Genomic DNA, 16,492 nt, shown 5'->3' on the forward strand with positions numbered 1-16,492 from the left:
GGCGCACTGGCCCCACCTCATCTACTGGAACAAGGTGGACCGCGGCGGTCACTTTGCAGCCTTCGAGCAGCCGACGATCTTCACCGAAGAGCTACGCAAGGCGTTCAGGACGGTTCGCGCGTGATGCGGGCGGTCGCGGGGGCGGCACGCGCCGACGTCCATCCACGCGAAGAGAAAGCCGCGCTTGGCCAGTTGATGCTGAGACCTATTCGAATCTCTCCTGCTGGAACAACGTTCCCAAGGGAGGCCACTTCCCCGCGATGTAGCAGCCCATGCTGTTCGTCGCGGAGACGCGAAGCGCACTGCGCCAATTCCGCTAGCGCCGAACTCTCTCGATGTCGCCCGTCAAGCGGACGGCTCTCCGAGAGGGACAGTTCCACCAATTGATCCACAACTCATCACGAGGACAAGAAATGGCAAAAGTACTGGTTCTCTACTACTCGAGCTACGGCCACGTCGAGGCCCTGGCAAACTCAGTCGCTGATGGCGCCCGCAGCGCAGGCGCGACCGCAACTGTCAAGCGCGTTCCCGAACTTGTTCCGGACGAAGTCGCGACGGCCAGCCACTTCAAGTTGAACCAAACGGCTCCGATTGCGAGTCCGAACGAGCTCGCGGACTATGACGCGATCATCGTGGGCACTCCCACCCGATTCGGCAACATGGCAGCCCAGATGAAGAACTTCCTCGATCAAACCGGAGGACTTTGGTTCGCCGGCAAGCTGATCGGCAAGGTCGGTTCGGTCTTTGCATCTACGGCCACTCAGCACGGCGGCCAAGAGTCGACGATCTTGTCAACACACACCGTCATGCTGCATCACGGCATGATCATCGTCGGCCTTCCATATGCCGCCAAAGGCCAGATGCGCCTGGACGAGATCACCGGTGGCAGCCCTTACGGCGCGTCGACCATCGCGGGCGGTGACGGCTCAAGACAACCCAGCGCGAACGAGTTGGAGTTGGCGCAATTCCAGGGTCGGCACGTCGCCGAGATCACACAGCGCCTGACACGGACCGCCTGAACGGTCGAGCGATCAAGGAAGGACCAGCGAGGTCATTGGAGTAGGCGATGTTGACTCGAACGTCGCTTGCCCGTTGGCAATGAGCGAGATTTGTGCCAGACCCGAATCGGAGGGTTGCCTGGTCCTTCGCATGCTCGCATCACTCTGCGCGTCAGGCGTTCTGCAGGTTGAATCGCCCCGGGGTGATTCAGGTTGCCTGCCTTGGGTGTGATTTGATTCGCGGCCGCAATCAACCCGGTCTCGCTGAGGACAACCGTTAAAGAGAAGTGCTTCTCAAGGACTTCGCGTTGAAGCCAACGCCGATATGGGTGGCGTACGGCAACGATCCACCCCGATCCCCAGACATCTACAAGACCGCGGCGGGGATCGATCGGTAGTCAATCACCAAGGAAGAATGCCATGTCAGATCGTATCCACGAACTCCTGCACCGCAACCTTCAGGAGGTCTTCGGCGAAGGCGATGCGACGTGCCGTCGTGCAGCGATCAAGGATTTCTATACCGAAGACTGCGCGCTCTACGTTCCCCCGGGAGTATTCATCGGGCACGACGCCCTCGACAAGTTCGCCGGAGACCTTCGCGCGACGCACCCGCACTTTTCCTATACGCCGGACGGTGAACCTCAGGCTCTCCACAACGCCGGCCGCATTGCTTGGAGTTCCGGCGTGAAGGGCGAGGAGCCGGATTACACGGGCCTGGATGTCATCATCGTTCGCGATGGGAAGATTGCCGCGCTCTACGTCTTCCTGGATTCGATGCCTACCTGAAAGCGGCCCTCCGCCACCGCCAGTTCACGGCCCTTCGAAGCTGACACTGACCCGAACATCGTCGCCGGCCTTGGTGGCCCCGGTCGCCAGTTCCGCTGAGAGGCTGGTCCTGAAAGTGCAGCGGTCATTCCACGATCAACTGGTCGAATGACAGCTGCTCCAGGCAGCGGTCGCAGGACCGCGGAAATCGAGCGACTGCAGCCAGTCTGAAGCAGGCCTCCATAGTTGATCGACCGCTTCGCAGCGACAGCCGTCGTCAACGGTTGCGATGCCGATAACAGCCCTCGCTGGCATTGCGGTCGTTGACCACACGGCGTTAAGACGGAAGGCRCCGCGACTGCTTCAGACAGTCACTCAAGTCGAAATCGGAGGTGTGAACAGAGGGGACAATGGATCGGCCGGTTAGGAACGCCCCAACCGGACGCGATCTGTCGAATGCCAGCTGAAGGATATTGGAATGTCTCTGACCGGCTTGATCTTGGGCGCCAAGGTACTCTTTGACAAAGTCAAGGATGCCGCCACGGCGGCGCTCAAGAGCACTCGTACCGTCCGCGAAGAGTTCAAGGTCGCGCGCAAGCCAGAGCTGGCAGAGCCTGTGACCGAGGCCACATTGAAAGCGGCCTTGCGGCGACTGCAGTCGCCGACCGTGCCCGAAAACTTTGTCGATTCCGGTCAGCGAGTCGTGGCGAAAGTCTTGCTGCCTTCGCAGCTGACTGACGTCAGCGCTCGCCAGTTCTTCGATACGCCCGGCATCGTCGATGCACTGCGTGAGGTTCAAGCGGCTGACGTACTAGAGCGGCCTGCGCCTTCCGAAACTCTTGAACGCCTTGCGCGCCGCTATGAGGAAGTCGCCAGCGCCAATCCCCAGGAGTCGGCGGCCTTTCTCAATTCCATCCGTGCAGTGATGGTCGCCAACATCACAACGCGCGTGGACGATGTTGGTGCTGCGGCTACGACGGCCGCAGCCACTGAAGTGATCATCAACCGGATCAATCGGTTGGAATCTGACCTCGGAAAATCCGTGCCGGCCCAGTTGCAGCTCAAGGAGCCAGATGCCGAAGTGCTGAAGTCCTGGAAGACTGCCTTCGCCGCGGCATCAAAGCCGCTTCTCGGATGGCGACAGGTTGTTGGCGCCGGCGCCGGTGAGCACATCGACCGACCAGAACTCGCGCGGCTGCACGAGTTGCTTGAGCAGGACGAGCCAGTCACCTGCGTGCTATTGGGCGACCCTGGCTCCGGAAAATCCGCGCTCCTTTCCAAGTTTGCCGGCGAGCTTTCGGCCAGAGACGATCTCACGGTGCTGGCCATCAAGGCCGACCTGATGTCTAGGTCTGTGGCAACCGAAAGCGACCTACAGGCCGATCTGGGGCTGCCCGAGCCACCGAGCGTGATGCTCGGCAAGTTGGCCAAGCAAGGCAAGGTCGTGCTGCTGCTTGACCAGGTTGACGCACTGGCCGACCGGCTGGATCTAAAGACGAGCCGACTCAGCCTGCTATTGACCCTCATCCAGCAGATGAGCTTCGTCGCGGGCGTCCGCGTCTTCCTGTCCTGCAGGCGCTTCGAGTTCAGTCACGACACGCGCCTGACGACCATCTCTGCGCAAGAGGTCGCGCTCGCGCTACCCTCGTGGGAAGAGGTCGTGCCGATCCTTCAAGCCAACGGCGTTGCCACGAGCGGCTGGCCAGATGACGCCAAAAACGTCTTGCGCGTTCCCCAGCAGCTCAACACATTCTTGCAACTGAGAGCCCAAGGCATCGACGAGCCGGTCACCAACTACCAGGCGATGCTCGAGCGCCTATGGAATGCCCGCGTCGTGAAGGGACAGAGCGTGCAGATCTCACAACTCGCATATCGCATCGCCGAGGCGATGGCCGATCGCGAGGAGCTCTGGCTCTCGCGGCTGCTGTTCGAAGATGCGAACGATGATCTGACGGCGTTGCTGGCAACGGGGGTGATCACCGAGGGCGAGCACGGCAAGATCGGCTTTTCCCACCAGACCGTTTTCGAATACGCGCTCGCCCGTAGTTTCGTCAAAACAAAGGGGGGCTTGTCGACTTACGTCCTGGGCCGTATGGATTCGCTTTTCGTCAGACCGAAGGTGCTCTATGGGCTGACGTTCCTGCGGAATACCCAGAGCTCCTCCTACGACAGCGAGTTCCAGACGCTGTGGGCTAGCAAGGATCTCCGTGCGCATCTGCGCTTCCTGCTCATCGATTTTCTCGGGTCGCAGGTGCAGCCGAGCGATCAGGAGACCATCTACATGGTCGAAGCGTTCGAGACACCCGAGCTCCGACCTCTGGTGCTGAAGTCCGTCGAGGGCAGTGACGGCTGGTTCAAGCGTTTGGCGAACAACATCATCCCTCAGGCCATGGCGGATGACGCGCTCGCAGAGCTGTGTTTTCCGCTGCTGACAAAGGGCTGGTCGGTCGAGCCCGAGACCGTGACGCACCTTCTGACCCAGCGCTGGGCACCCATCGAGAAGAACGATCGCGCGACCCTGGCAACGCTTCGAACCGCTTCCATTTGGACTGACGCGAACCTGGGTCTCGCCAAGCTGGTGCTGCAGCGCGGCACGCTCGGCACGATCTATGTCGAACACGCCATTGTGGAGGTCAGCTCCAAAGCCCCGGTAGTCGCGATCCAGATGCTCCGTTGGTACCTGGATAGCGAGCTTGAGCGACGGACGGCTCAAGGCGCAGAGGCTGCGCGGCAGCGGGAAGAGAAACGCGCCGAGAAGCGAGCTCGCAACGAGAGCGACGAGGATGACATCCTCACCGTGTCCTTGCCGACGCGCCCGGTTCTGGACATGCTCGACRACAACAACTCCTGGGACGGACTCCAGGCCATCGCAGAGCAAGTTCCCGAGCAGTTCATTGGCCTGATTTGGCCGTGGTTCGTAAACGCCTGCCGAACCCTAGCGAGCCTCATGACTGCGCGCGATGATCGATACTTTGGCTACCCGCTCTGGTTCTACGTCGATCTGCGCTTTGAGGACGAAGCCGCCAACGGCCTGACGCCCTCCGCGCTGCTGGAAACGATCACCTTCACGCTGGAAAAGATGGCAATCGACTCACCAGACGCGCTTGAGAAGTGGGTGAACGACCAGGAAGGCATCGAGCTCACACCGGTGCAACGCTTGATCTCGCACGCCTTGGCCCAGAACCCGGCACGGTTTGCGAAACGTGCGCTCGAGTATTTGCTCGGCGACGATCGGCGCTTCTTTCTCGGCAGCCACCATRACAGCTGGAGTACGAGCGTTAAGTTGGTCGAGGCCGTCTCGCCGCATTGGGACTCAACGCAGGTGGCAACGTTCACAGCGGCGGTCAAGCGCTACTCGCCGCCACGCCCTCCGGAGCGCAACACGCCCGACCTAATCAAGCACTGGTCGCGCACAGCACGCCGGACCCGACTGGCAATGGTGCGCGCGTTGCCGGCTCGTGCTCGCACAGACGACCTCCAGAAGAACATCGACGCAGAGACCCGAATCTTCCCCCAGCTTCCGCGTTCCGAGATGACGGGAGGCTTCATTGGCTCGCCCATCAGCGTCCAGCAACTCCTCAAGGCCACACCCGCCCAAATCGCCAATGCAGTCAGGAAGGTGCCCGATGGCACCAACTGGGACCACCCCAGGCACTTTCATCGAGGCGGCAATATCCAGTTGGCCAGCGCCATCGGCGAAGCAGCCGCGCAACGGCCCGAACTGGGCATGGCGGTGCTCAAGTTGATGCAGCCGTCGTTCGGCCAACGAACAGCCGGCGCAATCGTTAGCGAACTCGCCAAGGACAAGATCGATTCAGCCCTGCTCATGGAGACGCTGGTCGACCTGCACAAAGCGGGGTTCGGAGCGTACGACAGCAGCGAATTCCGGTACTCGGCGTGCCAGGCAGTCAACGCTCTGCTGGAAAAGGACGTCCGGCTTTCCGATGATCTCCTTGGCATGCTCGAGAGCTGGCTGGTAAGGCAAGCTCGGGAGAATGACCCGCGAGGCCCAGTCGGCTTGGAGAGCAATGCCGAAGACCCGCGGCGCTTCCTACTTTCCGGATTCGTAGGCGGGCAGGGCTACGATGACCCTGACTACGCGCTCCTGCGCGCGATCGTCTACGCGCGCTACCAGCGGCAGGAGAAGCCACAGCTCCTCGATACGCTGAAGCAGTATCACGCCAACCCTCATTCCTCGCAGGCGTGGGAGGGCGTGCTTGACGACTTGGCGCCCCTGACGGATGCCACTCTGCCGGGCGGCAAGGCGTTCATCGGCGAACTCCTCCCGTCGATGCCCGAACTGGATGGCACCCGAGGGCCGGCTCACCTGATGGCGCGCATCTACAAGATTGCGCTACCGGAGATCGTTCCTTCGCTGCGGCGCTGGCGCGATTCATCGCGCCTGTCTGCCCGGAAGGGATACGGCGAGCTCGTGGCTGTGATCGCTATCGTGGGAGGGGATCCGCAGATGCAAGACTGGCTCACCGAGATCTGGCGCGACCCGCAGTACGGTGACGCGCGCCTGGGTGCGACCGCATCCGCGGTTCAACTGCTCTGGCACGAGTTGCCCTTCCGCCCCAAAGCAACCGAGTTGCTGATTCACCTGATGGAGCACGACGAGGAGGGGGTTTGGGAGCAATTGTTCGAGCTCTTCACCCTCGTCGATCGACTGGAGTCTGAGCCCTACACCCTGGGGCTGCTCGAGGTCATCGCAGCCAAGATCGACAACGCTCCGATCCCGCAGAGTTCAGCTTTCGTTGAACGCTTGAACACGCTGTTGCCACTGCACGCGCAGCTCATTGCACGCATTGCCCGCCCTCTCATCCGCCGTTGGAAGGATCAATTGAAGGATCCGAATTCCAAGCTGACCTCTTGGGGCGGCCAGCACTTCATTAGCTTGGTACTGACGCTGCACGGCCTCGACGCGACCAGGCTAGAAGGGCTTGCGATGTTCGAGCAGCTCCTCGAGATTGACGCCTTCCAGGCCCGAGCAACGCTTGACGAAATCGACCATCGGATCCGCCCCCGCTACAACGCGACCTTCCGCATGCCTCGTCGGCGGTCTCGGCGTCGCGCGGAGAAGAAATTCTTCTGAGACCAAGGACAGCACGCTGAGCGGGCATGCTCGACACGTGAAGAGGAAGCGCAATGGCGATTCGACCTGATCCAGGTGCCGTAGCGCGACGCGATAACGGTCACTCGTCCAGTCCGATTGCGATCGCCGAGCCCAACGGCTTATTCCGGGGGCGAAGCGCCGGCCAGGCCGTCCCAGGTCGTTCGACCGCTTCTGGCAATAGCAGTCACCGGTAGCGCCATGGTCGAACGACCGAGATCAGTCTGAGGCAGTCAGTCGGCCTGGACGACTGCTTTGCAGTGATTGCGGTAGCTCGGCATCGAGCCTGGTAGGAGCGATCGCCCGCACCTACCCGGTCATTCCACCTGAGCAGACAGACGTCTGGCGAACGGCCGGTTGCGGAGGTGGTGATGACGTTCAATACGCGGGGCGCGACGCGCTGACTGGCCTACGGTGCGACGCAAATGTCTGGACTTCCCCGGTGACGCCGAACGGCCGCTCGTTTCAACTCTATGGCAAGCACAGTAGACGTCGGTCCGTTGAGGTAGCGCAGAGCTGAGTCGAAATCTATTGAAGAGATTCCCTTGCCGAGTTGCTGGATCCGAGCCTGGATCGCACCCTTCTTGACGCATCTTCCCTACGACTAGGGATGAAGGGTCTCTACGCAAGCAGTATTCTTCACAAGTTCAGTCCCAGATCTCGGAACTGCGGAGAGCCTTGTATGGATCAACCGGTTGCCTTTCTCTGGTCGACGGACACCATCAAGCAAACGGAACGCTTCGACTACTGGCGTGAGGCAATTGGTGCGGCCGTCGATCCGATGTCCCCGGAGTTGGAGAGATGCAACCGCGAGACCTTCAAGGCAAGCATCTCGGGATGGCAAATTGGGGATGCCGCACTCATGGAGATCAGGGCTAGTGCTCATCGCACTCGCCGCGCGCCACACGATATTGCCCATCGCAGCGGCGACTACCTGTTTCTTTACCAGCAACGAGCGACGGCTTGGTTCGATTTTGACTACCAGGACGGATTCGTTACTGAGCCAGGAACGCTGACCTTCGGTGACGCCGATCGCTCGTTCGTGACGGCTCCTACACAGGGAGCAGACTTCCATCACTGCGTATTGAAACTTCCGCGCCGGTTGTTCCAGTCCGTGCTCGCTAGGCCGCACGACATTGAGACCCGGGTCCTCTCAACCTCATCTGGCATAGGCGCACTGCTGCGGACCTACTTCGACGCCTTTGCGGCCCAAGTGGCGCATCTGGTACCGGAACATCGCAGTCTGGCGCTGCACACCTTGGTGAGCTTGACCGCGGCGGCTTGCGGCCAACACTTCAATGACCACGACCCCCGGCAGGCAGTTCGGGTGGCTCAACTTCAGGCCGCAAAGAGACTGATTGATAAGCATCTGGGCCAGGCTGATCTCACCCCGGGGTTCGTAGCGCAAAGGCTGGCGATATCCGTAAGGCTTCTCCACCGGCTTTTCGAGCAAAGCGAAAGCAGCGTCTCTCGCTACATACTTTCTCAACGCCTGGATCAAGCACGGATGCGGCTCGAATCGCCGGCGCACCGCCATCAGAAAGTCTTAACGATCGCGATGGACTGTGGATTTGACAGCATCGCCACTTTCTACAGGGCTTTCAAAAGCGCCTTCGGCATCACACCAGCGGAGTGCAGGTCAACACACCGGAAGTAGTCAGCGCCCTTCTGACCGCGTCTGCAGCGATCGCTGCCTAAGCGCTTCCTCACAGAGCGAGCCTTTCCCTCTAACCGCAAGAGGTTTGGCCAAAGTTTCCCGTTCGTTTCCTCCAGTGACACGAACTGAGAAGCTGCCCGGCACGGAACGCGAAGACCGAGGAGGCGGTGAGCTGCAGCATTCAGCCTTCTCTAGTCTCACTAGGAGAGGTCATGCCAGTCGACAACATCGCCTTTTACGGTGCGAATCCTGACGAGGAAGTGCTGAAGCATTTTGACGAGACGGTCGTTCTTCGGCTGGACCTTCGGCCAACTGATACAGGCAAGTATGTCGTGTTCGGCCGAGTGTCCATAGAGAATTGGGACGACGACGCCCAGTTTGCATCCGCCAAATTGACTACTTTGGATGGAAAGACCCAGCTAGACAGGGTAGATGTAAGGCTCTCAGGACACGAGGACGGTTCCCGCCAGACTCTGTGCTTGCAGGCAATCTTGGAACTCGGCAATTCAAAAGCGACGCCGATCGTTGACCTTAGGTGTTCGTCCCACATGGCCAGAGCAGCGCAGGCAAAGCTGGTCGTCATCAGTGTTGACGAGGTGAAGAATGTTGTGATCTAGCCTGTCGCTCAATCAAGGATGGGCTGGACAGCGGGACTGAGATTTGACCGGAATGCAGACTGCCGTCGAGGATGCGCTCCCTAGGCTTCGGCCTGGTTCCAGGCGAACGACCGCTTCAGGGTTTCGAGATCGCACCGCTGAAAGTCCGCAACGGGTCGATAGCTCTGATTCGCGGCTCGCAGTAGCAGCCGTTCGACCTGGGCAGCGCCGGCATGCAGGCCCGTCCATTCGGGCGTGACCGAGCAAACCCAACGCGTTGCGCGACGAAGGACTCCTCTCCGTCAGAGCGGTCGCGCGAGCGACGGGCTCTGACCGACCGCAACCAGTCTGAAGCAGTCATCGGCAGCCACGGAGCCGCTGCGAAACGGAAGCGATACGCCGGGCGGAATCGGAGGGCCTCCCTCGACGTCATCGCTCTGTCATGTAGGGATCTCACGATTCACCCTCTGAGTTTCATTTGTGCCGGGGCTGGACAATGGCAGAACTCGATCGACGCGACACCGCGCCAACCGCATTGGGCAATGGTGATCTTGACCTGATGCCCGTCGCGCAGTACGTCCGTATGTCTACAGAGCACCAGCGGTACTCTCGTGAGAACCAGGCTCGAGTGATCTCCGAATACGCGTTGCGCAACGGAATGGACGTAGTGCGCACGTATGCGGACCTCGGAAAGAGCGGGCTCGAACTGAAGGGCCGTACGGCGATGCAGCGCTTGCTGCTGGATGTCGGGCAGCCTCTCGTTCCATTCCGCGCCGTCCTGGTCTACGACGTGAGTCGATGGGGGAGATTCCAGGACCCGGATGAAGCTGYAGCCTGCGAGCTGACGTGCAAGCGCCGCGGCATTCGGGTCATCTACTGCGCCGAACAGTTCGCGAACGACGGCTCGATATCATCCTCGGTGCTCATCGGGCTCAAACGCAGCATGGCTGCGGAGTTCAGCCGGGAGCTTTCAGTTCGAGTGTTTGCAGGCGCCTGCAACATCGCCAAGCAGGGCTACGCGCAAGGCGGCGTGGCGTGCTTTGGGCTTCGCCGCGTCGTCGTCGACGAGACCGGTCGAGTGAGAGACACCCTTGCATTCGGCGAGCGCAAGGGCATTCAGTCGCACCGCGTTTCACTTTCGCCTGGACCCAAGGCCGAAGTCGAGGCCGTTCGGCTCGTCTTTCAGCTTTTCATCGACAAGCGCCGTACACGATCGGAGATTGCCGAGCTCCTGAACGCTCGCGGGATTCCCTGGGTTGGCGGTCACCCCTGGAGGATGGAAGCCGTCCACGCTGTTCTGACGAACGAGCGTTACGCAGGCACCGCCATCTACAACCGCAAGTCGGGCAAGCTCAAAGCTCCAGTAAGGGAGAACACCCGGGACCTATGGATTCGCAAGGAGGGCGCCTACGAATCGATCATCCCGATGCCGCGCTTCCTGCGGGCCCAGCAGATGATCCGAGATGCGGCGAAGCGGCTCGACAGGGATGACATGCTGCGCGGCGCGGCACAACTGCTTGCCCAGCACGGGCAACTATCCGCGGACATCCTTGCTAGGAGCAAAGACGTCCCGTCCGTATCCTCGTATCTCCGGATCTTTGGAAGTCTGACCAAGCTCTATGGGTTAGTCGGCTACGACCTGAAGCAGAACCGTGGATTCGAACAGGTCAATCGCTCGCTCCGGGAGCGGAACCAACTGATCGTGGCTGACGTGGTGGCTGGTTTTCTCGCAAGCGGTAGCTCTTGCACGCTCGACCCAGGGACTAGGTGGCTCACCGTCGACGGCGAGCTGACCGTGCTGGTCATCGTGGCGCCAAACCGAGGCAACGCACGCGGCTACTACCAGTGGCGTGTCCACATTCCTTCAGTGCCTCCCGACATCGTTGTCCTTGTCCGGATGGACTTCGACAACGCTGGTGTGCATGACTACTACCTGCTTCCTTCGATGGACAAGCATGCGTCGAGACTGCCGCGCATGGAGAGAAACGGACGCGCCCTGGATGTGTACCGCACGAGAACGCTGGCCCCCCTTTACGCGCTCACGGCACGAGCGCCTCTTCGGAGCAGCCCCAATGAAAGCAGTCGAGAGAACTCAGAGGATTGAACCTTCAGCGACCCATGGCGACAGTCTGCGCGGTAAGCGGATGAATCATCGAGCTCCGGAGCCAAGCATGCACGGTGGTCAGCATCCACTGGACCAGGCGCTGGTCGAGATCTATCAGCAGCAGACGCAAGAGCATCGCCTACTTCAGCGAAAGGCGGACCGTGCACAGGCTGCGTTGAAGGCGTCTCAGAAGATCTTCAAGGAGCTGTTCGCCGATCCGGAGTTCGTCTCGCTCTTGAGAAGCGAGGGCAAAGGCACAGCGCCGCGCTACTTGGCCAATGGTGGATCCGATGTGGAGATGGGTCAATGATCGCGGTCGACACCTCCGCCAAACTGGCTTCCAGCGGCACCTACTTGGAACTCGAGCTCGATCAGCTTCATAGCATCAAGGCGCTGCCGCAGTCGATCCTCAGCAGCGCAAAATACCGACAGATACTTGGGTCGATTCGTGCGGTCGGCCTGCTGGATCCGCTGGTCGTTGTTCCCCGATCGCAGGACGAAGGCGGGGGCTACTCAGTCCTCGACGGATTGCTGCGCGAGGCGGCACTGAGAGAGGTCGATTTCAACAGGGCGCTGTGCCGGATCCTGACGGACTGCGAGGCCCTCACCTACAACCGCCAAGTCAACCGGCTCTCGGCTGTCCAAGAGCATCGACTGATCACTCGAGCTGCAGATGGAGGCGCTTCGAAGGTCATCCTGTCCCAGGCCCTCGGCATCTCAGTCGAATCCATCCGAGACAGACTTCGAATGCTCGATGGGATCTGTCCCGAAGCCGTCCAACTTCTGACGGACAAGCCGGCCACCAGGGGGCTGTTCCAGGCACTTCAGCATATGAAGCCGTCTCGGCAGATCGATGTGGCTCAGGCGATGATCGATCTCCGAAACTACTCGGTGAAGTTCTCGTTGGTGATGTTGCACGCCACGCCGGCTGAGTTGCTGACGGAAGATGCCCAAGCTCGTAGGCAGGCGAACACCTCATCGGAAGCTCGACATCATCTTCAGCGAGAGATGGCGACGGTTCAATCGGACGCGAAGAGACTGGAAGTGGCATACGGTCCCAGCTGCCTGCAGCTTGTCGTGGTGAAGGCCTACATCCGCTCGCTTTTGGGGAACGCCAAGATCGTCGGCTGGCTTGCCCGCAATCGAGGGGACTACCTACGTGAGCTGCAGCTGATCTCAGAAATCGAGGCGCTCGATCCGGCGACTTGACGATCGCCCAGAAGAGCCTTCGCGGCCGCAATATAGGCGTGGTCGCCTTGCCTCCCCAGCCTGACAGTTCCGAAGCGCCTGACCAGCAAGTCAACCCTCCGGGAAGTCAGTGGGGCTTGTCTCCAGGGAACGACTGCATCAGATCGACCAACCACAACCTCGTCATGCCCACGGCTTTGAGCTGAGGACCTGCGTTAGGGTTCTCGGTGAATGCATCTCGAAGCAGATCCAGCTCAGCGACCGCCTCACGGCGGAATGCATCCTTGTCCGGCAACAGCTTCACGAGCGCGGCGATCATGGCCATCGCACAGATCACTTCGCCCTGCAGGTAGCTTGCTGTCTCGTTGGGCTTCACTTCGTCGCTCATTCACTCACCTCGCAAACGGCCGAGAGAGCATTGATTGAATCTCGTGAAGTGCGCCTGCGCAAGAGAGCTTTCGCGAGGGTGGACCGGTCCAAATATCTCGCCCTCCTGCAGCCGATCCGCAGTAGAGTGATCTCCCGACGGGTATTTTCAACCTGTGCTGCGCTTGCACATGTATTCGGAGGCACGCATGTCCAGTCCAATCTCAAGATCTGCCTGGGTTGATCGCGTTTTCACGAAGCTGAGCAAGCTTGATTCGACGGCAACGATGGTCGAACTGCAGCAGGTGGCCGCGCGCTCCTACGAGGCGGAGCCTGGTGAACTGCCTGAGGTCTGGGCCGAGAACTACTACCTGAGAACGCACCAAGCCGACCAACGCCGGTGGCGGCGGGAGTTCTGGGACAGGGCGCTGGAGATTGAGCCCAGGCTGAGTTTGAGGGAACTGTGGGACCTCGCAGATTACTCGTGGCGCGAGTACCCCACTCATCGTCGTTCGGCGCGTGTCGCGGCCAATCACGCACTCGGCGTAGAGATCGACTGCACTGTGCAGATCTGCGAACTGGCTGGCACTGAAGGCAAATGCTCCGGCTAAGCGCTCGACGCGCTGCGTGCCAGGTCGCCACTTCTACTGCGAGCCGACGCCACCCTCAATCTGTACTGCGGCGGACAGAGCGGCTGGCGTTGACGCCTCTCGAGAAACGCGTCGCTTGCGCTTCGTTGGTTCGTTGGAAGGTTCGACGCTCGACGGAGATCCCGAAGCATCGATCAGGAACCGGTTGCGGTTCTTCACACCAACAATCCAATTCGGGGGCTTGCCTCGCCCGGTCCACGTCTTGCCAGACTTCGGATCCCTGTACTTGGGCTCTCCGACAGTGCTCTTGGCCTCGCGTCGACCCTTGACGGCCGGCCGTTTTTTGAGGCCTCGCGCCAGACCCAAATCCTCATGAGTCAATCCGTAGGCGGCAATGGCTTCCTTGATTCTGGATATGACGCCGGCCACCTCTGCCTTCCGCAATTTCTCCGCCTCGCGTTCCAACTTGACGATCTGAGCCTTTAGCGACGCATAGGTCTTCATGAATATGTCTCCAACGAGGTATCGTGATAAGCCATTCTCGCCTTGATTTGATGCTGAGCGCCAGTTGGTCGCTGTGTGAAATTGGTAAGCGCCCGGCCCAAGGCCAAGTTCAGCTTTGCAGCGAAGGACTAAACCGCCTTCACGGTAACCTTTCGGCGGTGCGCTGAGGCCATTCGATGGATCAGACGGTTCTGCCATGGCGTCAACGCATGATCGACGACATGCGCATCCGCGAGATGGGGCAAGACTCATATCGCCCATATCCGCGCTGTGTACAAGTTCGCCGCGCTCCTGAAGCGTTCACCGGATACCGCGACCGCCGACGAGCGCAGACGCCTCCAGCTGCACACGGTCGACATCGGCACGTCGGCAGAACTATTTCAATCAACTCCGGGTGCATTTACGAACTGGGGGCTCCGCCAAGTCTAGACGGTGTCCGGCACAACGCTGCCGCGCTTCAGTCAATGGCTCCCGCTCTGAGGCTTCTGACTTGCTTCAGTATGCGTTCGCGAACCTCTTTCGGCAGCACGGTGACGAGCGGCGAGGCCTGCCTCAACTGTTGGGCACGACTCGTGGAACTCAAAGCCGTGCGCCAGGCGCGATCACGAAGAATGTCGAGCGACTCGCGCCATAGATCGCGGGGGTGTTCGCCGAAGGACATGAGCCGCTGGTGTGGCCCGACGCTCACGGCTCAATGCGCGGAGAAGGCCTGCGGCCACTGCACCCCTGCGCTCCCGGAGCGGCGCTGCGCGACCCAGCGCTCTACGAGTTGTTGGCACTGTTTGACGCACTGCGCACGGGTCGCGCACGTGAGCGTGGTTGGCGTCTACGCAAAAGCTCATCGACCAAGCACAGTTGACGCGTGCTGCCGCAAGACCCAAGAGTGCACGTCGCACCTGACTGAGACTCCCGCGGTCGAGTTGAGTTCGGGAGTCAGTTCGGCCGCAGCCATAGCTGGGTTCTGCTCGCGGTTGAGGGCAGCTGACGAGGAAACTCGTGCGGCTTTCGCTGCAACCGGCGTCGACCCAGCGGACAATTTCGGGTGGCTTTCGGAGGCGCCTATGTTCCATCCTCGTGCTCGGTCATCGAGCGTGCGAGGTTCTCCTCCAGGCGCTGTTGCCACTTGGCAATCGTCGGCAGCAACGCGCGACCGCCCAGAACGATCACACCCGTGGTGATCACGACTATCGGATACGACCAGGTGATGAAAAATGCCCGCATTAATGCGGTCTCGGCGACATGCCCAGCCACGTGGACGTCCTGAGAAAGCCAGATAGACCGCGAACCTCGGTATGCGTGGGGATGGCGCCGCCGTTCATGATGAGCGACGACGAGAAGCTAGGTGTTGGCGGGCCTTGCTGCGCAGGCCGAGGACGCGACGCACGTATTCGGTTGCCGCCATCAAGGATGTTTCACCGAGGTCGCGGACTATCGCGATGCCGAGATCGGCCAGGTAGTTGACGTAGTCCGGAGGTGCTGGGCCGAGCGCCGGTGGGAAGGCGATTGCGGCGACGGTTGCCCCTCTGCGGAGCGCATCCTTCAGCCCACGGAGGGCAGCACTCACATGCTCGTCACGGGCATCCTCGGGCAACGCGATTACACAGACGTCTACCGCCTTGAGCAAGGTTGACCCACTTGGAAGGGAGACACGACAGATCGGGTCGCCTTCGGCATCGGCAACCGTCGCCTCCTCCTCCGACCCGGCCGTGACGCTTGAGGCCCTGCGCAATGCCCACGCAGGCAAAGCACTGTCGCGATGAGCTGGCGGTTGGGGTGGCTGCTTGCGCGCCGTGGTCATGGCCGCATTCTGCGGCCCGACGGGGCAACCTGCAACGCCTTGCAGATCGGCTCCACCTCGAAGTGCGCCCGCTGTGCATCGACGATACGTCCTCCCTCGTGCGACGGTGGTCGTTGCCCAGCCGATACGTCAGACGCTGACGTACGACCAGGGGCGTGAGATGGCCAAGCACCAGGAGTTGACGCGTCGTACGAGCGCGAAGGACTGCTTCTGCGACCCGCACGGTAGGGCACTGACCTTTCGGTGTTCAGTCAGGATAAACCCGATACCGCGCGGGAGTGGGCGCTGGCCGTGCTGACCGAGGGTGCCACGGTATGATCCCTGGGCCATGACGAGCTCCGCGAACGACCTCCATTTCCCCGACCTTGGCGCCGTCTCGCCCATGCAAGAGATAGGCGCCTACGAGTGGTTGTGGGCACAGAAGGGCGAGGCGTTGAAGCCATCCTTCAAGTCGATCGCGCAACTCTTTCGCGACCACCCCGGCGCGCTGCCCTCTGACCTCGTGAGCGACGAAGATGCATTGGCCTGTGCCAGGGAGGTTCTTGATCGCTTTCGCACACGAGGCGTGGGCTCGTTCAGTGTTCGCCTGCATGGCCTAAGCGACTATCCGCAGGGGCTGCGCTCGGCCGAGAACCCTGTCGAATTCCTGTACTACCAGGGTGACTGGGACCTGGTCCATGCACCCAAACGCCTCGCCATCGTCGGGTCTCGTGAAGCCAGCGATGAAGGCCTTCGCCGCACGCGCAAGTTGGTCGGCCTCCTGGTCAAGGACGGCTGCACAATCGTCTCTGGTCTGGCAAAGGGCGTCGATAC

General features: G+C 60.9%; 14 protein-coding genes and 1 pseudogene. 10 read left to right on the top strand and 5 right to left on the bottom strand.

Annotation, left to right across the window (positions count from 1 at the left end; translation table 11 throughout):
• Positions 1-413: 413 nt before the first annotated feature.
• From wrbA to AC1D12_RS07265, 8 genes are all read left to right on the top strand, one after another.
• Positions 414-1,019, top strand: coding sequence for an NAD(P)H:quinone oxidoreductase (gene wrbA, locus AC1D12_RS07230; protein ID WP_073468918.1), 606 nt, complete (start codon positions 414-416; stop codon positions 1,017-1,019).
• A 399-nt stretch (positions 1,020-1,418) separates the two neighbouring features.
• The gene (locus tag AC1D12_RS07235) at positions 1,419-1,784 is read left to right on the top strand and encodes a nuclear transport factor 2 family protein (RefSeq protein ID WP_073468917.1); all 366 of its coding nucleotides are present in this window, start codon (positions 1,419-1,421) and stop codon (positions 1,782-1,784) included.
• A 457-nt stretch (positions 1,785-2,241) separates the two neighbouring features.
• Positions 2,242-6,858 (top strand): NACHT domain-containing protein, encoded by a 4,617-nt coding sequence (locus tag AC1D12_RS07240; RefSeq protein ID WP_477839633.1) that lies wholly within the window; start codon positions 2,242-2,244, stop codon positions 6,856-6,858.
• 700 nt (positions 6,859-7,558) lie between these two features.
• Positions 7,559-8,533 carry a helix-turn-helix domain-containing protein gene (locus AC1D12_RS07245; RefSeq protein ID WP_477839635.1) on the top strand — a complete coding sequence of 325 codons (975 nt, stop codon included), beginning with the start codon at positions 7,559-7,561 and terminating at the stop codon, positions 8,531-8,533.
• 212 nt (positions 8,534-8,745) lie between these two features.
• Positions 8,746-9,150 carry a hypothetical protein gene (locus AC1D12_RS07250; protein ID WP_477839637.1) on the top strand — a complete coding sequence of 135 codons (405 nt, stop codon included), beginning with the start codon at positions 8,746-8,748 and terminating at the stop codon, positions 9,148-9,150.
• Positions 9,151-9,625: 475 nt separating this feature from the next.
• Entirely contained in the window at positions 9,626-11,233 is a 1,608-nt protein-coding gene (locus AC1D12_RS07255; RefSeq protein ID WP_477839639.1) for a recombinase family protein, read from the top strand.
• Between the two features lie 67 nt (positions 11,234-11,300).
• The gene (locus tag AC1D12_RS07260; protein WP_477839641.1) at positions 11,301-11,543 is read left to right on the top strand and encodes a hypothetical protein; all 243 of its coding nucleotides are present in this window, start codon (positions 11,301-11,303) and stop codon (positions 11,541-11,543) included.
• Positions 11,540-12,442: a plasmid partitioning protein RepB C-terminal domain-containing protein gene (locus tag AC1D12_RS07265; RefSeq protein WP_477839643.1), complete on the top strand. Its 903-nt coding sequence runs from the start codon at positions 11,540-11,542 to the stop codon at positions 12,440-12,442. Before AC1D12_RS07260 ends, AC1D12_RS07265 begins: the two co-directional genes overlap by 4 nt.
• Positions 12,443-12,548: 106 nt before the next feature.
• Here AC1D12_RS07265 and AC1D12_RS07270 read toward each other — a convergent pair whose 3' ends face one another.
• A complete protein-coding gene (locus AC1D12_RS07270) occupies positions 12,549-12,809 on the bottom strand; it encodes a hypothetical protein (protein ID WP_477839645.1) in 261 nt (86 codons plus the stop codon).
• Positions 12,810-12,996: 187 nt separating this feature from the next.
• Between AC1D12_RS07270 and AC1D12_RS07275 the strand changes: the two genes are divergently transcribed.
• Positions 12,997-13,398 (top strand): hypothetical protein, encoded by a 402-nt coding sequence (locus AC1D12_RS07275; RefSeq protein WP_477839646.1) that lies wholly within the window; start codon positions 12,997-12,999, stop codon positions 13,396-13,398.
• 168 nt (positions 13,399-13,566) lie between these two features.
• Here AC1D12_RS07275 and AC1D12_RS07280 read toward each other — a convergent pair.
• The 4 genes and pseudogenes from AC1D12_RS07280 to AC1D12_RS07295 all read right to left on the bottom strand — a co-directional run.
• Positions 13,567-13,881: pseudogene (locus tag AC1D12_RS07280) on the bottom strand (H-NS histone family protein); the annotation flags it as partial.
• Between the two features lie 457 nt (positions 13,882-14,338).
• On the bottom strand, positions 14,339-14,542 hold the full coding sequence (locus tag AC1D12_RS07285; RefSeq protein WP_477839648.1) for a hypothetical protein: 204 nt from the start codon (positions 14,540-14,542) through the stop codon (positions 14,339-14,341).
• A gap of 398 nt (positions 14,543-14,940) precedes the next feature.
• A complete protein-coding gene (locus tag AC1D12_RS07290) occupies positions 14,941-15,132 on the bottom strand; it encodes a hypothetical protein (protein WP_477839650.1) in 192 nt (63 codons plus the stop codon).
• Between the two features lie 64 nt (positions 15,133-15,196).
• Positions 15,197-15,679, bottom strand: a complete 483-nt coding sequence (locus tag AC1D12_RS07295) for a hypothetical protein (protein ID WP_477839651.1) — start codon at positions 15,677-15,679, stop codon at positions 15,197-15,199.
• A gap of 328 nt (positions 15,680-16,007) precedes the next feature.
• On the opposite strand from AC1D12_RS07295, the gene AC1D12_RS07300 reads away from it, so the two are divergent.
• A partial coding sequence (locus AC1D12_RS07300) for a DNA-processing protein DprA (RefSeq protein ID WP_477839653.1) occupies positions 16,008-16,492 on the top strand: 485 nt, incomplete at its 3' end.

The sequence above is a fragment of the Rhizobacter sp. P1_G5 genome (assembly GCF_056405435.1).

Bases quoted from the DNA above. Each gene is read 5' to 3' on its own strand.
- AC1D12_RS07270 (WP_477839645.1), bottom strand. From the start codon at position 12,809: ATGAGCGACGAAGTGAAGCCCAACGAGACAGCAAGCTACCTGCAGGGC.
- AC1D12_RS07245 (WP_477839635.1), top strand. From the start codon at position 7,559: ATGGATCAACCGGTTGCCTTTCTCTGGTCGACGGACACCATCAAGCAA.
- AC1D12_RS07250 (WP_477839637.1), top strand. From the start codon at position 8,746: ATGCCAGTCGACAACATCGCCTTTTACGGTGCGAATCCTGACGAGGAA.
- AC1D12_RS07265 (WP_477839643.1), top strand. From the start codon at position 11,540: ATGATCGCGGTCGACACCTCCGCCAAACTGGCTTCCAGCGGCACCTAC.
- AC1D12_RS07260 (WP_477839641.1), top strand. From the start codon at position 11,301: ATGCACGGTGGTCAGCATCCACTGGACCAGGCGCTGGTCGAGATCTAT.
- wrbA (WP_073468918.1), top strand. From the start codon at position 414: ATGGCAAAAGTACTGGTTCTCTACTACTCGAGCTACGGCCACGTCGAG.
- AC1D12_RS07275 (WP_477839646.1), top strand. From the start codon at position 12,997: ATGTCCAGTCCAATCTCAAGATCTGCCTGGGTTGATCGCGTTTTCACG.
- AC1D12_RS07295 (WP_477839651.1), bottom strand. From the start codon at position 15,679: ATGACCACGGCGCGCAAGCAGCCACCCCAACCGCCAGCTCATCGCGAC.
- AC1D12_RS07285 (WP_477839648.1), bottom strand. From the start codon at position 14,542: ATGTCCTTCGGCGAACACCCCCGCGATCTATGGCGCGAGTCGCTCGAC.
- AC1D12_RS07235 (WP_073468917.1), top strand. From the start codon at position 1,419: ATGTCAGATCGTATCCACGAACTCCTGCACCGCAACCTTCAGGAGGTC.